The sequence below is a fragment of the Burkholderia sp. Bp9143 genome (genome assembly GCF_003853645.1).
Lineage (GTDB): Bacteria > Pseudomonadota > Gammaproteobacteria > Burkholderiales > Burkholderiaceae > Burkholderia.
Genome location: NZ_QTPO01000049.1, coordinates 13,088 through 32,185 on the forward strand (window position 1 = coordinate 13,088; position 19,098 = coordinate 32,185).

General features: G+C 61.8%; 23 protein-coding genes and 1 pseudogene. 19 read left to right on the forward strand and 5 right to left on the reverse strand.

All coding sequences use genetic code 11. The features are described from left to right. Nucleotides 1-460 precede the first annotated feature (460 nt). Nucleotides 461-1,603 carry an integrase domain-containing protein gene (locus DIE23_RS30065; RefSeq protein WP_124615436.1) on the forward strand — a complete coding sequence of 381 codons (1,143 nt, stop codon included), beginning with the start codon at nucleotides 461-463 and terminating at the stop codon, nucleotides 1,601-1,603. A 181-nt stretch (nucleotides 1,604-1,784) separates the two neighbouring features. On the opposite strand, the gene DIE23_RS30070 is transcribed toward DIE23_RS30065, so the two are convergent. Both DIE23_RS30070 and DIE23_RS30075 read right to left on the reverse strand, forming a co-directional pair. After that, entirely contained in the window at nucleotides 1,785-2,456 is a 672-nt protein-coding gene (locus DIE23_RS30070; protein ID WP_124615437.1) for a Lar family restriction alleviation protein, read from the reverse strand. A gap of 119 nt (nucleotides 2,457-2,575) precedes the next feature. After that, entirely contained in the window at nucleotides 2,576-3,019 is a 444-nt protein-coding gene (locus DIE23_RS30075) for a hypothetical protein (RefSeq protein WP_124615438.1), read from the reverse strand. 139 nt (nucleotides 3,020-3,158) lie between these two features. Here DIE23_RS30075 and DIE23_RS30080 point away from each other — a divergent pair, with 139 nt between their 5' ends. From DIE23_RS30080 to DIE23_RS30095, 4 genes are all read left to right on the forward strand, one after another. Beyond that, nucleotides 3,159-3,608 carry a hypothetical protein gene (locus DIE23_RS30080; RefSeq protein ID WP_124615439.1) on the forward strand — a complete coding sequence of 150 codons (450 nt, stop codon included), beginning with the start codon at nucleotides 3,159-3,161 and terminating at the stop codon, nucleotides 3,606-3,608. Nucleotides 3,609-3,852: 244 nt separating this feature from the next. Continuing rightward, nucleotides 3,853-4,689: an abortive infection family protein gene (locus DIE23_RS30085; RefSeq protein WP_124615440.1), complete on the forward strand. Its 837-nt coding sequence runs from the start codon at nucleotides 3,853-3,855 to the stop codon at nucleotides 4,687-4,689. Nucleotides 4,690-4,705: 16 nt separating this feature from the next. After that, nucleotides 4,706-5,686 carry a hypothetical protein gene (locus DIE23_RS30090; protein WP_124615441.1) on the forward strand — a complete coding sequence of 327 codons (981 nt, stop codon included), beginning with the start codon at nucleotides 4,706-4,708 and terminating at the stop codon, nucleotides 5,684-5,686. Between the two features lie 37 nt (nucleotides 5,687-5,723). Next, on the forward strand, nucleotides 5,724-6,407 hold the full coding sequence (locus DIE23_RS30095; protein ID WP_124615442.1) for a hypothetical protein: 684 nt from the start codon (nucleotides 5,724-5,726) through the stop codon (nucleotides 6,405-6,407). Between the two features lie 181 nt (nucleotides 6,408-6,588). Here the strand turns inward: DIE23_RS30095 and DIE23_RS30100 are convergent. The 3 genes and pseudogenes from DIE23_RS30100 to DIE23_RS30110 form a co-directional block, all read right to left on the reverse strand. Then, a pseudogene (locus tag DIE23_RS30100) lies at nucleotides 6,589-7,815 on the reverse strand (DUF1173 family protein). A gap of 66 nt (nucleotides 7,816-7,881) precedes the next feature. Next, on the reverse strand, nucleotides 7,882-8,160 hold the full coding sequence (locus DIE23_RS30105; RefSeq protein ID WP_124615443.1) for a hypothetical protein: 279 nt from the start codon (nucleotides 8,158-8,160) through the stop codon (nucleotides 7,882-7,884). A 91-nt stretch (nucleotides 8,161-8,251) separates the two neighbouring features. Then, nucleotides 8,252-8,947, reverse strand: coding sequence for a hypothetical protein (locus tag DIE23_RS30110; protein ID WP_124615444.1), 696 nt, complete (start codon nucleotides 8,945-8,947; stop codon nucleotides 8,252-8,254). Between the two features lie 552 nt (nucleotides 8,948-9,499). Between DIE23_RS30110 and DIE23_RS30115 the strand changes: the two genes are divergently transcribed. The 14 genes from DIE23_RS30115 to DIE23_RS30175 all read left to right on the forward strand — a co-directional run bounded on the left by DIE23_RS30115 (nucleotide 9,500) and on the right by DIE23_RS30175 (nucleotide 19,097). Continuing rightward, entirely contained in the window at nucleotides 9,500-10,537 is a 1,038-nt protein-coding gene (locus tag DIE23_RS30115; protein WP_124615445.1) for an N-6 DNA methylase, read from the forward strand. Between the two features lie 225 nt (nucleotides 10,538-10,762). Continuing rightward, complete coding sequence (locus tag DIE23_RS30120) at nucleotides 10,763-12,433, forward strand: PRTRC system ParB family protein (RefSeq protein ID WP_124615446.1); 1,671 nt, start codon at nucleotides 10,763-10,765, stop codon at nucleotides 12,431-12,433. 81 nt (nucleotides 12,434-12,514) lie between these two features. Then, nucleotides 12,515-12,964 (forward strand): PRTRC system protein E, encoded by a 450-nt coding sequence (locus tag DIE23_RS30125; RefSeq protein ID WP_124615447.1) that lies wholly within the window; start codon nucleotides 12,515-12,517, stop codon nucleotides 12,962-12,964. A 10-nt stretch (nucleotides 12,965-12,974) separates the two neighbouring features. Next, nucleotides 12,975-13,193 carry a PRTRC system protein C gene (locus DIE23_RS30130; RefSeq protein WP_012367187.1) on the forward strand — a complete coding sequence of 73 codons (219 nt, stop codon included), beginning with the start codon at nucleotides 12,975-12,977 and terminating at the stop codon, nucleotides 13,191-13,193. After that, the gene (locus DIE23_RS40445) at nucleotides 13,186-13,404 is read left to right on the forward strand and encodes a hypothetical protein (RefSeq protein ID WP_260436208.1); all 219 of its coding nucleotides are present in this window, start codon (nucleotides 13,186-13,188) and stop codon (nucleotides 13,402-13,404) included. The genes DIE23_RS30130 and DIE23_RS40445 overlap by 8 nt, the downstream gene beginning before the upstream one ends. Further along, complete coding sequence (locus tag DIE23_RS30135) at nucleotides 13,326-14,435, forward strand: PRTRC system protein F (protein ID WP_260436212.1); 1,110 nt, start codon at nucleotides 13,326-13,328, stop codon at nucleotides 14,433-14,435. The genes DIE23_RS40445 and DIE23_RS30135 overlap by 79 nt, the downstream gene beginning before the upstream one ends. Before the next feature lie 12 nt (nucleotides 14,436-14,447). Further along, nucleotides 14,448-15,176 (forward strand): PRTRC system protein B, encoded by a 729-nt coding sequence (locus tag DIE23_RS30140; RefSeq protein WP_124615449.1) that lies wholly within the window; start codon nucleotides 14,448-14,450, stop codon nucleotides 15,174-15,176. Further along, nucleotides 15,173-15,808, forward strand: a complete 636-nt coding sequence (locus tag DIE23_RS30145) for a PRTRC system protein A (protein WP_124615450.1) — start codon at nucleotides 15,173-15,175, stop codon at nucleotides 15,806-15,808. The genes DIE23_RS30140 and DIE23_RS30145 overlap by 4 nt, the downstream gene beginning before the upstream one ends. Next, nucleotides 15,808-16,626 carry a PRTRC system ThiF family protein gene (locus DIE23_RS30150; protein ID WP_124615451.1) on the forward strand — a complete coding sequence of 273 codons (819 nt, stop codon included), beginning with the start codon at nucleotides 15,808-15,810 and terminating at the stop codon, nucleotides 16,624-16,626. Before DIE23_RS30145 ends, DIE23_RS30150 begins: the two co-directional genes overlap by 1 nt. A gap of 84 nt (nucleotides 16,627-16,710) precedes the next feature. Then, nucleotides 16,711-16,983 carry a hypothetical protein gene (locus DIE23_RS30155; RefSeq protein WP_124615452.1) on the forward strand — a complete coding sequence of 91 codons (273 nt, stop codon included), beginning with the start codon at nucleotides 16,711-16,713 and terminating at the stop codon, nucleotides 16,981-16,983. Between the two features lie 258 nt (nucleotides 16,984-17,241). After that, nucleotides 17,242-17,529 (forward strand): hypothetical protein, encoded by a 288-nt coding sequence (locus DIE23_RS30160; RefSeq protein WP_124615453.1) that lies wholly within the window; start codon nucleotides 17,242-17,244, stop codon nucleotides 17,527-17,529. A gap of 141 nt (nucleotides 17,530-17,670) precedes the next feature. Next, nucleotides 17,671-18,132, forward strand: coding sequence for a hypothetical protein (locus tag DIE23_RS30165; protein WP_124615454.1), 462 nt, complete (start codon nucleotides 17,671-17,673; stop codon nucleotides 18,130-18,132). A gap of 90 nt (nucleotides 18,133-18,222) precedes the next feature. Beyond that, a complete protein-coding gene (locus tag DIE23_RS30170; RefSeq protein WP_124615455.1) occupies nucleotides 18,223-18,615 on the forward strand; it encodes a hypothetical protein in 393 nt (130 codons plus the stop codon). Nucleotides 18,616-18,623: 8 nt separating this feature from the next. Beyond that, nucleotides 18,624-19,097: a hypothetical protein gene (locus DIE23_RS30175; protein WP_124615456.1), complete on the forward strand. Its 474-nt coding sequence runs from the start codon at nucleotides 18,624-18,626 to the stop codon at nucleotides 19,095-19,097. Nucleotide 19,098 lies beyond the last annotated feature (1 nt).

The window sequence follows — 19,098 nt, forward strand, 5'->3', positions numbered from 1 at the left end:
CGATTCCCTGACAGGAAGAAAAAACGGTCTGAGCCGCCGTACCCGAAAGGTCTCACCAGGAATTACCCGGCATTCAGCCCGGCGTGCGCATTCGCGAAAGCAGCGGGTGTGGCGACGCGAGCGCGCTGGCCTGCAGGGTAGCCACGAAGCTGTACCCGCGCGGAGCTTCTTCGCGCAGCGCGACCGATGAGGGGGCGCACGAATGACGGCGTTTTGCGCGAAGCGCGGGGCGCGTTGTTCAGGCAGCAGGTTGGACAGTCGGCGTGCATGTACTTCCCATGCACCGGGCTGATCGGATGGACATCGCTAAAGGACAGGAAGACGCAAGACCGAGCCGGCGGAATCCGACGAAGCGGGATGAGCTGCAACGTGATCGCGCACGGCGTCAGGTAGGGGCGTCGCGAACGCGCTGCGGCAACGAATCAACGAAGGTGCGGCCGGGGCCGCAAGGAGCAAATGCATGGCAGTGATCCTCAACGTTCGAGCGGTTGTGGGCCGCTATCGACTGTCGCCCGAGTTTCGCGACGCGCTGCTGGTGCTTTTCGATCAGCACGTTGCAGCCATCCATAGCACCACACGCATCAGCACGCGGGCGCTCTCGATCAGGACGCAGGAAAACCGTGCGGCTGCACTGTGCAAGGCGTTCGTTGAGCTGCGCGAAGGCGGCTTCGCGTTGCAGAGCCCGTGGTCGCTGAAGGAAAAGCACGTGAAGTATCTCGTCACGCGGTGGGTCGATGCGGGGCAGTCGGGGGGGCGGATTGAGAACAAGCTCACCTACCTGCGCGCGATCGCCCTGTGGATGGGCAAGACCAATCTGGTCGGCACGCTCGGCGATTACGTGGACCGGCAAGCCGCGGGCCTGGTGCGCAGCTATGTGGCGACTGAGGACAAGTCGTGGGTCGCGCATGATGTGGACGCTGTAGCGAAGATCGATGAAATCGCGTCGACCTGTCCGTATACGGCGGTGCAACTCAAGCTGCAGGCAGCATTCGGGTTGCGGGTCGAGGAGAGTTTCATGCTGCGACCGCTCGAGGCGGTGCGCAATCCGCAGACACTGGCCGTTACGCGTGGCACGAAGGGTGGTCGGCCGCGTGAAGTGCCGATCGAACGGAAGATTTCGATTCTGGAAGAGGCGGCTCGGCTCAATAACGGCTCATCGGGTTCGACGATCCCGGCCGGCCGCACGCTCAAGCAATGGCGAGACTGGTACTACTACGTGCTCGGCAAGCATGGGGTGACGAAGACCGGGCTAGGGATTACGAGTCACGGCTTGCGGCACGAATACCTGCAGACGCTATACGAGCAGGTTGCCGAGGTGCCGGCGCCAATCAAGGGGGCATCGGTCCGGCCCGATCCCCAGGCGCACGAAGAGGCGAAGCGCCGCGTCGTGGCCGCCGCCGGGCATAGCCGCGAATCGAAGGCGAATGCCTATCTGTCGACGTTCGCGCGGCAGGAGGCAATGCGCAAGCAACTGCCCACTGTGGATGCGGTTGAGGCCGCACTGCGGGCCGCCGCAGGCAACAAAAGTCATGCAGCCGCAGCGCTCGGTATTTCGAGGCAAGCGCTCTATCGGTTGCTCGCGTCGGCTCAGGATCGGAAGTAAGCGGCGAAGAGGGCATCGTTCGACAGAATCGCATGCACGTCGAAATGAGCGGTGAAATGGGGCATGTTATGCCCGCTCGGCCGATGGCTCGTTCGGTAAGATGGACTTGTCTCTCAGGTTCTAGCTCGGCCCTCGGATATGGCTAGAACTCTTTTGAAGCCGGCTCGCGCCGGCTTTTTTTTCACCAGCGATCCCGATCGGGCATCGCGTCAACGGCCATCGCGATCCGGTCTTCGAACAGGAAGTCCATGTGTTCGGAAGGCGATGGAATCTTCGGGAACTGCACGTAGTCGTGGCCGTCGATTTCCATCCACTTTGCGAGCTGGACGAGCTTCCGGTATCGCGCGGCGTCTTCGAGCACCGGGGAGATCGGCCACGTGTCGATGGTGACGACGGCAGCGTCGACGATGCGTTGCGCGAGCATCTTGAAGACGGGGCCGAGCGTGGCCCAGTCGCCCTCAGCACGAGACAACAGGTCGAGGACCAACTGCGCATCGCATGCGCCGAGCTCGCGTTCGACAAGCGTTTGCAGATCGTTCTCGCCCGCTTTCGGGCGGCTCAGGCGCCGGTTCCACGTTTCCGCGCAGCGCGTCTTGGCCGCGATCTCGTCATCGCCGATCGGTTCCCACTGCGTCGACAAGCCGCACCCGGTGCAATGGATGCAGACGAGCTTTTCGGTCAGCGGTGCTTCGGGCGGGCGCGGGAGCACGTCTCCCAGGCATGGCGGCCCGCCAAAGCGACCGAACTGGCTGAAATCAAACGCGCGGTTCTCTGGGCAATCGATCAGCCGTTGCGATCGCCCGATCGTCGGCCGCCCTCCGCAGTGGTCGCAGGGATAAAGCTGCTCCAACATTTGTAATATGAAAATAAGGTCGTGACCGGCGCATTATTGCCGCTTTTGTGTGACAGACAAAGGGGAATTAAACAGAGAATGTCCCCATTATTAGATTCACGACTCGGTAACTTGCTCTCTCAGGCGGCTGCAGGCGACCAGACGGCCGTACTGCGCGCGGCGGCTTCGACGCGCTCCAGATACCGAAGATAATCGTCGGTATCGTGTCGGGTAACGGTTGTCGGAATGACGCTCACGGTGCGCTCGTCGCTCGGCGCGCGGGTGAAAATCCGGCGGATCGAGTCCGGCTGATCGACGATCCAGAAATTCCACTGGCGGACAAAATGCCACCAGGTGCGCGCCTGCTCCAGCTCGGCCCACGTCGCACTGAATTCCAGCACCGCGCCGAGGTTCGTGAAGAAGGTGCATCGAATGCCGTCATCGTCGGCGGCCGCAACTACCACCTGGCGGCCGCACGAAATCGAGCCGGCTTCGCGGCATGCCATCGACAGGGCGGGAAAGCGCGGCGCCCAGTCGTGGGAACGGGAGACTGCGCGGTCGAGAAAGAGTGACTTGCCTTGCATTTCGGCCTCCATGGGCATTGAGCATGCATCCATCTTGCCGGTCGCTACGGAATGTCAAGGTTCGTCGCCGCCGGTAGGCTAAAGCGTGCCCGTCGCGATGCCGTAATCACAGGACATTACAACCGCTTGCGCCTCCTCCATGAAGCCGAAGTCCGCGATTCGATCCAAGTCCGATCTGTTGCCCATCCCTGCCGCGGATCGTGACCGGATTGCACTTGAGTGCTATCTCGCGCTGAGCACGCTGCGAGCGGGTCAGGGCGATCGCCATACGCTGGCCGTGCTGACCCATGCGCTTGTTGCGACGTACTTCCTGTTGGAGGCGGGGGTAGGTGACGGAAGCGAGAGTCGAGCGACGTTAGCGGGCGCGCAGGACGCGATCAATGAAATCGACTCGGATGCGGCGGTCGCTGGACGATGTGCGGTGACGACGGGTTCCTCGGCAGGTGCGATCGGCGGGTTGCTGGCGCTCTACGATCGGCAACTGAGACGGGCGCCGCGCGCGACGGTAGTCCGAATCGTTGCGCAGGTGAATGCATATTGGCGCGAATCGTCCGGGGCGCTGAGCGAGCAGGAGCGGCTCGCGGCCTAGCAGCACAATGACGGGGCGACGCGCGGTGGTTCCGCATGCTCAAGGTCCCGGATACCATGCCGTAAGCCCGGTTGGAAAATTGGATTTCTTCTCCTCGTTGTGCTCCACCTCGCCCCGCACTTGGTATCCAAGGCGGGGTTTTTTTTGGTTCATCGCGGAATTCCGGGGGAACGCCGGGGAGGAACGTCGGCGTTCGGCCAGAAGGAGTTTGTGGCAAACGGCGGCTTTCGGGTACGCTAGCGCCATGCCGAACATTCCTGTTACTGACACGGTCGTACACGCATTTACCCAGTTGGTAGACGACTCGGGGAACAGCGGAAGCTATCGAGAGCCATCGCATTCGGACATCGAATTTCAAATCAACGCGTCCGGGCTGAGAGCCTTCGATCCCAAACAACAGGGGCAACTGATCGGGAAGGCCAAGCGGGTCAGGGCTGTGCTGTACGAGGCGATGACGGCCAATCCCACCGCCGCCTCGCAGTTCGCCATGGGTCTCCTGGGAAAGATTCGTGCGTGTGGCGGCTTCCGCGCTGGTGCACCAAACTTCGTTGGTTCCGAGGCGATTGCGAACGCCAAGTCGGCCTGCGACAGCGTTGGCTTTGTCCTCGCAGACGACGGAACGCTTGCCCCGAAAGTGCTCACAGCTCTTCGTGGCCCGGAGCTGACTGATGCACTGCTGGGCTACGCGCGGCGTGCACAGCGAGGCGCCGAGGATGCGGCCCTTGTGGCTGGAACGGGCAAGGACCTGCTTGAGGCCACTGCTGCCCACGTGCTCATGACAATACGGGGCAGCTATCCCACGGGTGCCAACTTTCAGGCTTTATTGGGCATGGCCTTCATTGCGCTGGACCTTGCGGTGCCGGAGATACCTGAAGTTCAGGGCGAGTCGCCTGTCCGCGCGATGGAGCGGGGCCTGTTCGCCACCGCGCTCGGTGTTAACCGCGTCCGGAACAAGCAGGGCTCTGGCCACGGCCGCCCGTGGCTACCGACGCTCACAGATCCTGAGGCCAAGGCAGCGATTGAGTCTGTTGGCACGGTCGCCAGCTACTTGCTAGCAAAGTTGGCGACACACGGAAGGTAGTTTCTACCATTAGGCCATGATTGACCTGCTTCCCGTCCTAGTTCAAGCCACTGCGACAACGCGATTGCAGCTGAAGCAGTGGTTCGCTCGCTATCCAGCTGGCATGCCATGGTCAGTGGTCTCGGACTACTGCATTGGCGACGTCAACAAGGGGAACGACGTCTTCAGCTTTGTAGTCGTCGCCCCGCACGACAAGGCCGAGAACATCTGCGAGTACATAGCCGGCGCGGCGCCCAAGGACCTGAAAAATACAAGCAAGGTTCCGCTCGGCCTAGTCCAGTACCTGACCTGCGAGGTGCCTGTGACGTTCAGCGTCTCGTTCCTCTTGAGGCGGGAGGCTGCGCTGCTGCGCGACTACCTGAGCGTAGACGCCATGAGCGCGCTGGTCGCCGGAGCCATATCCTTCATGGATGACCGCCTTTCGCTCTACCAGGATGCGCGCGACATCGACTATCACCAGAGCGCCATCAAGCGGCTGAAGGCCTTCGAACGAGACCTGGGCCACAAGGGCGTGAACGCAAAGTTAGCCAGGCAGATTCATCTGGTGGCTGCGATGGTGGCGACCCTCTGCAACATGCTCAACCAAGCGGTGAGCGCCAGGGCAATCCGTTGGATTTCTGATCGGGATGCACTTTTTGAGCGCCATGACGCCGTGGTGTCTGACCTGGCGTACGTCTACTACCTGACCCAGGCAATCGAGTTCGCCACACCTGAGCAGCGGGAGGCTCAGAATCTTGGCGCATCTCTGGCCACCCTTGGCTTTGAGATTCCTGAGAAGACCGGCAAGCACCGCTTCGACGAACTGGTCAGGCTCCCGGACTACCTAGCTGGCACGCTGGCTGACCTGAACAGCGAGACCATGGCCGTATCCAAGGAAAAGTTCGACGTCGTGCTGAACAACGTCTTCGTCAACTCCAATAACAACTGGCTGGTGCAGCTGCTGTCAACCGGTGAGCGCATCACGGCGCGCTCGGCCCTGTTCCGAGGCTGGAACTAGCAGCGGAAACGAAAAGCCTCCAAAGAGTCTTGATGTCATGGACGTCCACTTCTTCCTCAAGCAGCGCACCGCCCTCATCCGTCACTTCTACGATGCCGCCTCGGCACCGTTCGTCGAAACGAAGCGGTGCATTCAGAACGCACTCCCACCATTCGACGATCCGCCATACGACGACAGCGGAGAGCCGGCGTTCCTAAACGAATGGTTGCAAGCTGACGTCGAGCATGAGTTGGTTGGTCGGGCGGCAGTCTCGATGCTGTCCGAGGCCTTGAAGCAGTTCTTCGTCACGTGGGAGCGACGCACGTGGACCAAGCCGCCGTGCGCGAAGTGCTTCAAGAAAGCCTTCGAGTCCGGCTTCATCGCCGGCTATGTTGAATGCTTCACCGAAGGTTTCGAACTCGACTGGTCCACTTGCCCTGCCGACCTGGACGTGCTGAAGCAAGTTGTGCTGGCGCGGAATCGGGCGCAACACTCGGATCTCGTTCTGGATCACTTGACCCACGACGAGAAGTCACTGCAGGCGTATCCAAGGCCGTTTTTCGTCCGGCCTGAAGACGAAGGAATGGACCCTGCGGCCACCAGCTTCCTCTCCCCGACGATCCACATCAGCCGCGAGAAGCTGTTGGAGGCGATTGACCACGCTGAACAGCTGGCATCCTGGCTGCAGCAGAAGCTCGAAGAGCATTGGCACCTCAAATGGACGAACCGTCAGGCGACCTGAGCCTCAACCCTGATCTAGCAGAACCACGTGATGTGCATCGCACTGCTACCTCAAAGCAGGCCTCGATGGTGCGAATGTCAGCTCAAGGAAGTCCAATTCGATAGGGCGACTGTCGCTCTTGGCTCGGCAAGCGACGTCCACGGAAATCCACGAAGAACCTTTTTTTTCGGAGGGGCCGTGCTCAGGCGGCTGGGCGGCGTTGCGCGGTCGGCGGGAGTGTTACCGACGAGAGCGGGTCCTCGACGCTCCATTCGACGGCCGGGATCCCATCGCGCAGTCGCCGCGCGCGCTTGACTGCCTTCCGCGCTTCGTAGTCCGGCTGTCCGTTCATGCCGTAGACTTCAAGGTGGGTCGGCGTCGGGGTGTCCGTGAGCACGAAGTCGGGCAGCATCGCGGCGCCATCTTCCAGCCGGATGGGTTTGTTGAAGGCGCGGTGTTCCGCGACCAGGCGATTCGCCATCGCCACCTCGTGGATGGAGTCGCAGGCGATGTAGGTCGACGAGCAGAGCATCGCGGCAAAGTCCAGCACCACGTGGTGGCCCTTCGGCGTTCGCTCGATGGCAAGGATCGTGACGACTCTTGCGTTGCGGTCGCCCAGGGCGCGCCACGCGTGCGTAAATCGGTTCTGTGCGAAGGCGACCAGCTCGCTGCTGACGTAATAGCGTTTCGCGCTCTGGCGCAACGTAATCGAGCGTCCGTATGGTGTCGTGCCGATCTCCGCCATTTCTCCGACGACGATGCCGCGATGGTTCGCGCCGTCCCTGTGACCCACGCGTGAGAGGAAGGCGTCGAACTCAGCATTGATCGCGTCGCGGTCCGCCTCTTGAAAACGGCGCATCACGTGGAGCACCTGATCGGCAGGTTCGCCGTTCACAACCGCGTCTCACAGTCCGGCGAGGATGCGCGCATTGCACACGCCCCAGTTGCGTGCGCGCTCGGTACCGGACCAACGATTTAGTCCAGCGACTTGCCATAGCGTCTGCAGGAAGCCGAGGAGGGGCGCGGCGCGTCGCGAGGTGCCGGGCGTGCTGCCGCTTCTCGCCGCTTTCGATCCCGAGCTGACCTCGCGCTGTATCAATGCGACGTCAAGCTTCGCACGCAGTCCCGTCGGTGTGGCGACGATACCGGGCAGAGTTTGGCCGCCGTCAGCTCCGCCGGCGGTCGGATCTTTGTGAAACGGGCACGACGATCGATCGTGCAACGGGCCTTCCTCCGGCCAGCCGGCGAGATGCAGCAAATTGCCATACCGTCGGATCTGAAGTCGGAGGGGCGAGCCGGTGCCTTGGCAAAGACAGTGCGCGTGCCCAGGATTGATCTTGGCTTGCTCGAGGCGACGAACGAAACTCGCGGGCTGTTCCTGCACATCCTCGAGTGGCACGGTCACACCGGCGAAGGAAACATTGCTCATGTTCAGCTCCAGTTCAATCGGTCATCACGCATTGTGCGTGGCCGGCTCGGACGGGTGGTATTCGCGTCAGGTCGCCTTCTCGGTCAGAAACCAGTGGCCGCTCGACAGGCGTGTGACGTGGCAAAAAGGGAAACGCTGTTCCATCAGCATTTGCTCGTTGGCGTCGCGTTGGTCGCGCCAATGTCCAATGAGGCGAAGAATTTCTCCGATCGCCCACCCGCAGGCGAACAATCCTGCCAACGCGCATGCGCAGATCATCCTGGTGTGGGGGCTGAGCCGCGTGACGACCATCAGAAGGTCGACGATTAGCATGACGATGATCGTGATTGGAACAAGGCGTTGCATGATGGTTTTGGGCTCGGATTGGATGTCCCCGAAAGGCAAGCAGGCTGGCGTGAGGACCAGCCGGGCTTAGGAAGGCGGGGGCTTTGCCTGTCTAGTGGTTGCGCACCTGCGTCGCGCCGTCGACCGCGCAGTTCACGCGCTGTCTGAGCAGGCGGTGCAAGCGGTTGCGGAAGGTGTTCGGGATGAATTTGGCCGGCCAGAAAATTGTCAGTACGGCTGTTGCCAGCATCCAGATTGCTACGACGCATCGCTGCGTGGCTTGCGCGAACAGTTCGAACATCTCTTGCAACGCGCCGTGATTGGCGAGCGATTGAACCGTGCTGCTAAGGATCGAAACGGTCTGGGCCGCGTGGTGCGGGTCAATCCACACATTGAGGACGACCCGCCAGAAGATGGCAAGCGGCACGACGATCGCAGTGACCACAGCGCCGTGCAGCAAGGTTTTTCCGACCGCCAGGAATTGCGATACATACACGGCCGGGTCGAGTGCGACGCGCAGCTTCAACTCCGCGACTTCGCGTGCCGGGAGCGTGCCGACCTGAATCTCGTTCACGAAGATCCGGCGAACCGACGTCGCGTTGGCTGATTCGAGCTCACGCTCGATCCTTTCGATTTTTTTTCGGCGGATGAAGTCGAGCACGAGCGCGAAAGTAGCCGCGAGAATGACGCCGGCGTAGAGGTAGGCCTGTCCGCCCCAAAGGGCTAATAGGCACCACACGACACTCGTCACACTGGCGACGAACGCGATACTTCCGAGTTTGCGGGGATGGGACATCGAATGGAACATGGTTTCTCCTGAGAACGAAGCGCTGGGGCAACGGGCCGCCAGTTCGATTGTGGCCAGTGGCCACCACGTGCTCAGTCGGAAAGCCGTGTCAATTCGGTGAGCTTTCTCGCTACCGTCATAGCATCCGTCAACCGGTCGTCGAAGCTGGAAAAGCTATACGTTTTTTTCGAGCTTTCTGGGTTTGCCCCCTCAACCGGTTGAGCTGGATGGCGTCTTGCCTAAAAAATGTGCACGAGGCTCTCCGTCACGCCCGGTGCGGTCTTGCGGGACTTTTCCACAACGTTGTTCAGGGAAATTGTGAGTATCTTGCTCGCGCTGCCCCACGCGCGGCTGGCAAAAGCTCGTGCGATATCCCGCCCATTGCCCGGCCAGTGATGGGCGACCACGCGATACGATCTTTCCACCTACCGCGTCATCGACGCATCGACCAGAGTCCGCCGCCGGCGGCCTCCCATATCACCCAGACGGGACCACTCCCGTCGGGCGTGCTCTCCCGTTCATCCTGGAGAGCATCATGTCCCATCTGCATATCGGCGCCTGCGAGGTGCTTGCATGAGCCGCAAGAGCGCAGAACGCAAGCACGACCAGACCGCGGATCCGTATCAACGCGAGTTTGTGCAAATGATGAAGGCTTTCTCGTACGGCCAGCACACGCACACTGTGTTTGCCGACTTCGTCGAGTTGGCCGCGCTGTCGATCAGCAACAGCGTCGATCGTACGCAGTTCGAGGCGCGCGAGAAGCGTTACCTGGAAATCGTTGGGAAGTACGAGCGCGAAGACGTCGAGCGGTTTCCCCGCATGCTTGGCGCACTGACGCTGTCCTTCGAGCATCGGATGCAGGTGTGGGAGAAGGCCGGGGCGTACGCGGTACCCATCTTTGACGGTATGACCGACGTTCTTGGCGAAACCTACATGATGCTGGACCTGGGGAATGCCCGAGCCGGGCAGTTCTTCACCCCGTACCACGTGTCGCGCCTGATGGCGATGCTGACAACCGGCGACGGCCAGCCGCACATTCAGCAGCATGGATTCCTGCGGATGCGGGAACCGGCGTGCGGTGCCGGCGGAATGGTCATCGCGACGGCCGAGTCGCTCGCGGCCGCTGGTCACAACTATCAGCAGACGATGCATGCGACCTGCATCGACATCGACCCCGTCTGCGTACACATGACCTATCTGCAGCTGTCGTTGCTGAATATCCCCGCGATCGTCGTGCACGGCAACACGCTCACCGGCGAGGTATGGGGCGTTTGGTACACGCCGGCTCACATCATGGGTGGTTGGCGCTGGAAGCTTCGTCGACGCGAGTGCGAGCTCGCCAAGGCGGCGCTGGCTATCGAGGTGCCGACGGCGGACACCCCGCCGGCCGAAGACGTGCTCGAGCCTGAGGCGGCGGATATTGAGGCACTCGAGTCCGCAGCGTCGCGGCAACGGGTTGGTGACGACGTCGATGTTGCCGTCGCGGAGCCGGAAGTGATCGCGCAACCCATGACCGAACCGACGTCAATCTCCGACCTGTTCGAGGACGCAGTCGTGCAGACCAGTCCCGCCGCAATCTTTGCGGCAATCGACCAGATGACCTTGTTTTAGCAACTATCTCTTGAACCCAGCCCGATCTTCGTGATCGGGCTTTTTGTTGAAAGCTAGGCTGAAATTTAGCGCTTTCCTGGCACTCGCCCGTTATTCGAGCGGTATCGTTGTCCCATCCATCGCGTCTCTGACGCATCGACTCAGCCAGCATCGCTGGCATTCCTTTTAAACCCCATCGGGAACCACTCCCGAGCGGGGGCAGGTTCCCACATCGGAGAACCTGACATGCAACACGCACACCTGCAGCAACCCACCGTTAAGCTGGGTCGGATCAAACTCGGCCGAAACCCCCGAGTCTACTTCGACGACGCTGAGATGGAGGAGATGAGGGCGTCCGTCCGTGAACGCGGCGTCGACACCCCTGTCATCATTCGGCCGCTCGACGATGAGTACTTCGAGCTGATCGCCGGCGGGCGTCGCTACAAAGCCGCAATGGAAACGCGTGGCGAAGATTACGACATGCCGGTCACGGTGAAGGTCGTGGACGACGCCGAAGCGGAAGAAATCGCTCTCATCGAGAACATCCAGCGCGCGAACCTCTCCCCGGGCGAAGAAGCCGTTGACGCTGCCAGGCTGCTCGGACGGTGTAAGGGCGATCGGGAGGAGGCGGCCAAGCGGCTTGGCTGGAGCGTTGCCACCCTTAGCAGTCGCCTGGCCCTGCTCAATTGCAGCAGCGAGGTCCTCAATGCGCTGAACACGCGACAGATCTCTCTGGGGCACGCCGAGCTGCTTGCAGCGTTGTCCAAGGAAAATCAGGACCGTGTGCTCCCCGTGATCGTTGCAGAGAAGAAGTCTGTCGCGGATGTCCGGAAGCTTGTGGAAAGCGCGGCATGCTCACTGAGCGCCGCAATCTTCGACAAGACCGACTGCGCAGCCTGCCAGCACAACTCGGCTACGCAGGGTGAGATGTTCGGCGAATCGATCGCGACCGGGAACTGTACCAACCGCACCTGCTACAACGAGAAGACCGAGAAGCAACTCGAAGCGACGGCCGACGGCCTGCGCGACGAGTTTCCGCTCGTTCGGATCGTGCGCCCCGGTGATAACCACACGCGCGTGCAAATTGCGGTCGACGGTCCCAACGGTGTGGGCGAAGACCAGGCGAAGGCCTGTCACTCGTGCCAGAACTATGGCGCCGCGGTGAGTGCGTTGCCTGATTCGATCGGCAAGGTATTCCGCGGTCAATGCTTCGATACCGTGTGCAACATGAACAAGGTTGCGGCACGGATTCAAGCGGCGAAGGCGGCGAAAGAGTCAGCGGCAACCGCGAAAGCGGGAGCCGCGCCCGAGAAGGGCGCCGCAAAGGCAAGCGGCTCGAAGTCCGAGCCGGCAGCCGTCACGGTCGTCGCGGAATCCGACAAGGTGAAGCAATACCGTGTCGCGGTCTGGCGCAAGGCACTTCGCCGCGATATCGGGACCAACGGCATGCTCGCACGTCAGTACCTGATCGCGATCGTCCTGGCCGGATACGCTCGGCAGATCAAGGATGACACCTTCCGGCTCGTGTTCGAGAAGATGACCGAGGAGAAGGTGCCGTCTGGCGATCTCGCGAAGGCGATCGATCTGGTGCGAGCGACGAGCGAGCAGCAACAGGCGGATCTCGTGACCGGCATGCTGCTTTCCGCGATCGAAGGGCTCGACGTGTCGTACCTGACGCAGCTTTGCAAGCAACACAAGCTGGATCTGGCGAAGCACTGGAAGCTCGACAAGACCTTCCTCGAACTGTTGACCAAGGCCGAGATGATGGTCGTGGCTGACGAAATCGGGCTGCGCATCGCGATGGGCGACGACTTCAAGAAGGTGTTCTCAAAGTCGAAGTCAGAAGTAATCGAGGCGCTGCTCAACGTCAGCGGTTTCGATTACGTCGGCAAGATCCCGAAAGTTCTCAAGTTCTGACATGCGGGGCGGCCGTGCGCCGTTCCCGTCGTTCATTTGCGCCGCCATCGTGCGGCGCTTTTTCATCTTCCGGAGATTTTCATGTTTCAGGCACTCGAACCGCTGATTCGTTCGGCTGAGAAGTTGACGCTGTCGCTCGCAATGGACGGCGACAACGTAGTGGTGTTCCTGACGCCGCAAGGCGGGAAGGACGCCACGCTGCGTCAACCGCTCATTCTGAAGGCGACGGCTGCGGAGTTGGACGAAGGATTCGCCGCGGCAGTCACCTCCTACTCGACGGCGCACAAGTCGCTCGAGGAGCAGGTGGCGGCAACGAACGCGATCCTGGACGAGCAGAAGGCGACGCAGGTGACGAAGGCGCGGAAGGCCCTGACCAAGGGTTCGAAGGTACCGACGGCCGGCGCAGCAAGCGGCACGCAAGACGAGGACGACGACAACGACGACGGCACTCAGCCGACACCGTCCGCGCCGCAGGCCTCCGATGCCGAGTCGAAGCCGGCCGGCACCGATCTCGCGTCCTTGCTCATTTAGGAGATATGTCATGTCGATCAGCATCGCAGCGGTTGTTCGTGAATTCCTCTACAACGGCATGGCCTTGATGGATCCCGGCGCGGCGTTCTCGCCGGATCAGGTGCGGGATCTCTACACCGCCCAGTATCCGGAACTGACGACGGCCGCCGTCGACGGCCCGCAAATCAAGGGTGAGGTCATGTCCTACACGTTCGTTCGCGCGGCGGGCGCCAAAGGCGCCCATGCGTAAGGACGCTCTGCTCAAGGCCCTGTCCGATCCGGATGGTGGCTTCAACCAACAGGAACCGGCCGAAGGGCCGGTTTTTTTATATGACGAGGAAATGCGGAAATGTTCTTCGATCCTGCACTCCCTGATTCAAGCATCGCAGCAGGCTCGGCCGCGACCTGGCAACCGCCACGCGCTGCCGCTGCCCGACGTCGACCTGCCGCTGATCTTCTGACGCTTCCGTCGTTCTCGACGGAGGTGCCGGGGGCGGTGCGGTTGAAGTGGCGCGACGACGTGTACCTGTCGGATCTGGTCTTGAAGCATTTCCAGTACGGGCCGTTACGCGCAGGTGACGTTCATGATCCGGCCGACGCCGGCGACGCGTTCCAGCAGGCGTTTCATGCGTGGACGCAACGCCAGTATGGGCCTCTTTCCCGGCTCCGATTTACGCCGCGTCTGTTTGACGCGCATGCGGTTCGTGATGTTCTCGATGGCCTCGGTAACGGGAACAACGATGACGACCCTACGCCGCTATTCTTCGGGTTCGGTCTTGAGGATGAGTGGGTGTACTCGCTTGAAGGAGCGATCGAGACGCTTCGGTCCGTCCACCCGTTGCTCTTCCGGACGGTGATGACCGCGTTGTACCGCGCATCGGCTCGGACGATGTTCATCCGGCTGCCAGACTGGTTCATGTACGAGTTTTCGTGCTGGTACTGGGACGGCGATCCGAACATATCGGACGAGGATGCCGACGAAGTGCTGAAGGAACGCTTCGAGGACGACACCGCAACCCGTTCTGCGTATCTGCCGTCGGTTGTTCGGCCACAGCTGTGCCCCGACGATGCCGACCCGAGTGTGTTTAGCGGTGGCAAATGGCGTGAGCGACGCGCCCTGACAGACCCGAAGCTGCTTCGGCTTCGAGCTCGCAGCAGGGGCATGTCTCGGCGCGTCTGCACCGAGGTGCTCAAGCTCCGCGCGCTGATGCGCCGTAGCCGAACGCGAGATCTCTTTCACGTGAGCTACTCCGCAAATCCGGTTTACGCGCTTTGCTCGGTGATCGTCGAGGACAACCAGTTTATCGGCGACCTTCTCGATTGTCATTTCGACAATGAAGCCCAATCCGGTGATGCGACCACCTACAGCGGGTTCTCCCGGCTGGCGTTGACCCCGAAGGCTATTCGCCGCCAGTACGCCGACTTGGCGCTGGCGTTTCGCATTCTTACTCACCTTGACCGGCTTCTTGCGCTGGTGAGTCATCCCACTTAAAGGAGTTTTCATATGTCGGGTATCTCGGCCGGTCGCACCGGTTCAGATGTCGCGTTGTCGCAAGCGTTGTTGCTCTATACCGGCAAGGACGGTGCGCACTTTGCGACAGCCCACGCTGTCATCGCTGACCGCCAAAGCGGTCGGCCCATCATTGGCGCCGGTCGGCCGCTCGACCGGAAGGTGCTTGTTCAAACGCTTCAGCAGCTCGCGGAGCACGTCGCACCGCGGGCGGAGTTTTTGCCTGCAACGGTGCTCGGGGCCTCGCCTGATGCAGTTACGTGGTGGTGTCCGCCAGCGATGCGACGGGTATTCTTCGAATGCGCGAACCTGGGTAAGCGAAGCGCCGTGGTGCCGCATCCTGGGCTGGTGTTCCAGGCCTCGAATCAAGGCTTCCGCGTATTCGCGGTGGCATGCAGCGTTCGCCCCGTTCGCGAGACGCCGTTGTTCGAACCGCCGTACTTCAACACGTGGGACGTCGGCGCGATCTGTATCGGCAGCGCACGCGTGCCGAAGCGGGTCGATGTGGCGTCGATCGATGGCTGGGAAGCCGGATTCTTCAACTCGGCTTTCACGCATCCGAACGCCGGCGGCAAACGGATCGAGTACAAGGACGGCGAGTACGCGTTCTGGCGCGACATGCTCGACGGCAAGTTCGGCGAGACGTTTCCGCTCAACGCGCTGGTGCCGATGAAACGGACGGTCGAGCAGCTGGTAAGCGGCCAAATCGGGAGGGGCGAATGAATCCGCTCGATACCGTTCTCCAGCAGTCGTTCCCGTCGGTGATCGTTCCGTCGCGGGAGGCTGTTGTCCCGATGACGCGTTCGGGTGAGCGCCTGCTCATCGCATCGGACGGCGTCTATCTCGAAGTTCTGCGTCCCTGGGTGCGCGTGGTGCGTCGCATCGCGCAGTACCAAATCTCGACGGCTGTCCCGTACGGGAAGGCCGAAGAGATGACGGCGCTCTTGTGCGGGCAGATTCCGGCCACGCTCGTCGCGGAGTTTCTTGCGATGGCTCGGGCGGCGTTGCCAAACGAAGTCGGCGCGTGGATCGTCTGGCACAGCGTGACCTGTGCCTTCCGCATCGTTGCGCTGCCTTCGCTGTCGCACGGGCCAGGGCATCTGGTCTATGAGCGGCCGCGGCTTGCCGATGGCGAATGGCTGGTGGTGGATTGCCATTCCCATGGCACGGGCCCCGCGTTCTTCTCGCGCACGGACAACCAGGATGACCAGCATGACGTGAAGTTGGCGCTCGTGCTCGGCCATTGCGATCGTACGCCGTCCGTCGCGCTGCGGCTTTGCGCGAAGGGCATCTTCGAGAAGTTCGAACGCGCGCCGGAGTCGTGGGCGGTGGCGCTGTCGATGGAGGTGGTGTGATGAGCGAGGTGATCACTCACAGTATTCCGGCCGACATGATCCGCCGGTCGTGGCGCGTCGTGGTTGTCGGAGCCGGCGGGACCGGGAGCGCGTTTCTTCCCAGTCTCGCACGGCTGCATCACGCCATGATCGAGCTCGGCCACCCGGGCGGGATCGAATGCACGGTGTACGACGACGATATCGTCAGCGAGACAAATGTCGGGCGGCAGGGGTTCTATCCCAATGACGTCGGGCATTACAAGGCGCTGCTGCTCGTGAATCGCCTCAACAACCTGATGGGGACCAACTGGGTTGCGGAGCCGCGACGCGTCGATTCGTCGGTGCGGATCGTTGCCGACATCGTGGTGGGTTGCGTCGACTCACGTCGCGCGCGGCACGCCATCGTGCAGGCCGCGAAGCGGGGGAGTTGTCGTTACTACCTCGACTGCGGCAACGAGACCGACCGTGGTCAGGTCATTCTCGGGGAGTTCGGCAAGGCCCGACACGACCGGTTGCCCCTCGTGGGCGATCTGTTCCCGGAACTGCTGAACGCCAAGAACGACAAGGGCGACGACACACCGTCCTGCTCGATGGCCGATGCGCTGCGCAAGCAGTCTCTGGTCATCAATCAGGCGATCTCGGTGCAGGCCTACAACCTGCTCTGGACGCTGTATCGGACGGGGTCGCTCAAGTATTCGGGCAGTTTTGTGAACCTGGAAACGGGTCGCACAAGCCCGATACCGATCGATCCCGCCGCGTGGGCGCGCTTTGGCTACGACGCGCCTGCGCCGAAAAAGCCGAAGGCTCGCAAGAGCCGGAAGGCGACTGCAACAGATTGACTTGGCCGCCTCATTTTGAGGCGTTTTTTTCATCCAACGGGTGGTAGCCCGTTGGGCGCTACCCAAGTTCAAGGAGCATTACTCATGGGACGCTCGGGTACCGAGACCGTGCGGGACGTTGATTTGACGCATGCGGTGATACGCTTCAAGCGTGCGGTTCAGTTTCCACGGTTCAGCATGGCAGAAGGGGAGCGATGGGGGTTCGTCGTCTTCGGTAAGACGGCGGACCGAATCGCTGCGATCAAGGCGGGCGATCGATTCGATTTCGCAGGGGGCCAGTGTCTTGCGATCGACGTCGACATCATCTACGAATGGCCCGGCAACCTCGATTTCAGCCGGGCCGCAGGATACATCTAGGCAAGCCGCATTTTTCTGGTACCAGCGCCTCCCGAGTGATCGGGCAGGCGCTTTTTTTTCGTCCCGAGGAAAGCGGGGCGGTTTTCCCGACGATTTCGGCTGCCGCCGCGCGGCCACGCCCCTAAACTGGATCCACTTCTCGCGCATTCGCGCATCGACCTAACCGTACCGACTCAATCGGCACGTTCCTCGTTTCAACCCGTTCGGGAGTCCATCCCGTCGGGATCAGGCTCCCTCAATTCACCTTGGAGCCCTTTCATGAACACCTACCAACTTTCCGCACGCGGCCGAACGACTGGCTGGAACCCCTCGTGCAACGACGTGAACACGCGTAACGCCTTCCAGATGCTCCCGATCGAAGTCGCGGCGCAAGCGGCTGACGTTGACGAGTTTCGCGCGATCATGAACGACCCGGCGTTTGATCCGATCGGTGCACGGCCCCGCTTCTTCGCAGAGGTGGGTCGTAACGACCCGGATGACGAAGCCAATGCGCGCTACCAGCGCCTCGCCCCGTTGCTCGACGAATATCGTCGGCGCTTCCACTGATCGGCTCCTACCGATCTGTAACCCGTGAGCGTGCGGTCCAACGCACGCATGTAGTCGGATAGGCACGTCGCCTACCCATTTCTCCCGCTAGGGCAACTGCCCTGTCGGGCCGGTTGCCATTTCACTGAAGAGGCAACCAGCATGTTCAAGATCTTTATCTCCATCGTGATTCTGTCCTGTCTGAGCGCATGCGCGTCGGTGGACTTCGGTTCGCCGGACGTCTACCAGCGCTACGACGTACAACATGCAGGAACGATCGAGGTGGCCACGGTCGTCAGCGTTCGCACCATCACGATCGACAGCGGGTCCGATAACTCAGGCCTGTCATCGCTGCTCAGTGCAGGCGTGAGCGCTTTTCTCGGCTCCCGCACGATCGGCGGCGGTAACGGCCGCTATATCGCCGGCGCCATCGCCGGCGCGAGCGCCGGGTTTATCACGCAGAAGGTATCGGCTGTCCTGCAGCGTCACGCAGGCGTCGAGATCGTTGTCCGTACCGGCGCCGGCCGAGTGCTGGTTGTCGTGCAAACGGACGACCAGCGCTTCACCACGGGCGACCGTGTGATGCTGGTCAGTAGCAATTCCGGGCTGCGCGTCACGCGCTGAGCCCATTTTCAATTCCGGCGATCGCCGGCTTTCCCATGCATAGCGAGGCACTCCGAGAGGGGGCCTCGCTTTTTTTGTTTCGAGGGCAACATGTTCAAGGTACCAAAGGTTCTCTTCGCCGATCGGCGCGCGGCTGGCGCCGCGTCCGACCCGGCGCTGACGCACCACGCGACCCGAATGCTGCATCGCGTCGCGCGCGAGTTGCGGCTGCGTGCGGGCGAGCATGAGGTGGTGGCGGAGCCGGCGAACGCCGGTCGCGGCTGCCGTGTCACCCTGCGCACCAGCAAGATGATGCTCGAGGTCGCGGATTCGGCTTCGCGCCAGCGTGTCGCGATGTCGTTCCGCACGCGGCGCGGACACCGTGACCTGTCGGGTGGCGGCGATAACGCCGTCGTGCTCGCGCAGCTGGACACGGACGAGGGCTACCAGGCGTTGCTTGGGGGTTTGCGGCTCGTAGATGGCCTCGATAGTGATCGACGATAGGAGGCGCGATGCAATTCGTTGACGTTTGCATCGAGTTTCCGTCAGGGACGACGATCATCGATCGCGGGTCCTATGACGATCAGCTGGGCATGGTCTATGTATCGTCCCGCGTTCGCGCCTGCCTGGCAGTCGCGCAGGAAAGCGAATCTCCGCCGGAGATCACTGCATCATGGGACGGGTACGAGGCCAAGCTCATTCACTCGACAGGCGGCAGCTTCGCAGTCGTGTCGGTGGTGCCGCCGGCCGCCTCGCCGCGGTCCCGATTGGGGGCGCGGCTTGTCCGGGCGTCCTGGTCGAAGGACCAGCGGCAGCAGTTCGGGCGGTTTTGCCATACGCTCACGGTCTCGTCGATCGTGGGTGTCGTCGGCTACGTCCACGCCATCTCGGAGTTCTCGATCTGGGCCGCGATGAACGTTGCTGCCCTGGTCGTGATTGGTGTGATAACGTACGTTATAGGCATGGATTCCATGAACGGAGAATGAA

Coding starts and splice junctions, on each gene's coding strand:
- DIE23_RS30065 (WP_124615436.1), top strand. CDS start 461: ATGGCAGTGATCCTCAACGTTCGAGCGGTTGTGGGCCGCTATCGACTG.
- DIE23_RS30070 (WP_124615437.1), bottom strand. CDS start 2,456: ATGTTGGAGCAGCTTTATCCCTGCGACCACTGCGGAGGGCGGCCGACG.
- DIE23_RS30075 (WP_124615438.1), bottom strand. CDS start 3,019: ATGCAAGGCAAGTCACTCTTTCTCGACCGCGCAGTCTCCCGTTCCCAC.
- DIE23_RS30080 (WP_124615439.1), top strand. CDS start 3,159: ATGAAGCCGAAGTCCGCGATTCGATCCAAGTCCGATCTGTTGCCCATC.
- DIE23_RS30085 (WP_124615440.1), top strand. CDS start 3,853: ATGCCGAACATTCCTGTTACTGACACGGTCGTACACGCATTTACCCAG.
- DIE23_RS30090 (WP_124615441.1), top strand. CDS start 4,706: ATGATTGACCTGCTTCCCGTCCTAGTTCAAGCCACTGCGACAACGCGA.
- DIE23_RS30095 (WP_124615442.1), top strand. CDS start 5,724: ATGGACGTCCACTTCTTCCTCAAGCAGCGCACCGCCCTCATCCGTCAC.
- DIE23_RS30105 (WP_124615443.1), bottom strand. CDS start 8,160: ATGCAACGCCTTGTTCCAATCACGATCATCGTCATGCTAATCGTCGAC.
- DIE23_RS30110 (WP_124615444.1), bottom strand. CDS start 8,947: ATGTTCCATTCGATGTCCCATCCCCGCAAACTCGGAAGTATCGCGTTC.
- DIE23_RS30115 (WP_124615445.1), top strand. CDS start 9,500: ATGAGCCGCAAGAGCGCAGAACGCAAGCACGACCAGACCGCGGATCCG.
- DIE23_RS30120 (WP_124615446.1), top strand. CDS start 10,763: ATGCAACACGCACACCTGCAGCAACCCACCGTTAAGCTGGGTCGGATC.
- DIE23_RS30125 (WP_124615447.1), top strand. CDS start 12,515: ATGTTTCAGGCACTCGAACCGCTGATTCGTTCGGCTGAGAAGTTGACG.
- DIE23_RS30130 (WP_012367187.1), top strand. CDS start 12,975: ATGTCGATCAGCATCGCAGCGGTTGTTCGTGAATTCCTCTACAACGGC.
- DIE23_RS40445 (WP_260436208.1), top strand. CDS start 13,186: ATGCGTAAGGACGCTCTGCTCAAGGCCCTGTCCGATCCGGATGGTGGC.
- DIE23_RS30140 (WP_124615449.1), top strand. CDS start 14,448: ATGTCGGGTATCTCGGCCGGTCGCACCGGTTCAGATGTCGCGTTGTCG.
- DIE23_RS30145 (WP_124615450.1), top strand. CDS start 15,173: ATGAATCCGCTCGATACCGTTCTCCAGCAGTCGTTCCCGTCGGTGATC.
- DIE23_RS30150 (WP_124615451.1), top strand. CDS start 15,808: ATGAGCGAGGTGATCACTCACAGTATTCCGGCCGACATGATCCGCCGG.
- DIE23_RS30155 (WP_124615452.1), top strand. CDS start 16,711: ATGGGACGCTCGGGTACCGAGACCGTGCGGGACGTTGATTTGACGCAT.
- DIE23_RS30160 (WP_124615453.1), top strand. CDS start 17,242: ATGAACACCTACCAACTTTCCGCACGCGGCCGAACGACTGGCTGGAAC.
- DIE23_RS30165 (WP_124615454.1), top strand. CDS start 17,671: ATGTTCAAGATCTTTATCTCCATCGTGATTCTGTCCTGTCTGAGCGCA.
- DIE23_RS30170 (WP_124615455.1), top strand. CDS start 18,223: ATGTTCAAGGTACCAAAGGTTCTCTTCGCCGATCGGCGCGCGGCTGGC.
- DIE23_RS30175 (WP_124615456.1), top strand. CDS start 18,624: ATGCAATTCGTTGACGTTTGCATCGAGTTTCCGTCAGGGACGACGATC.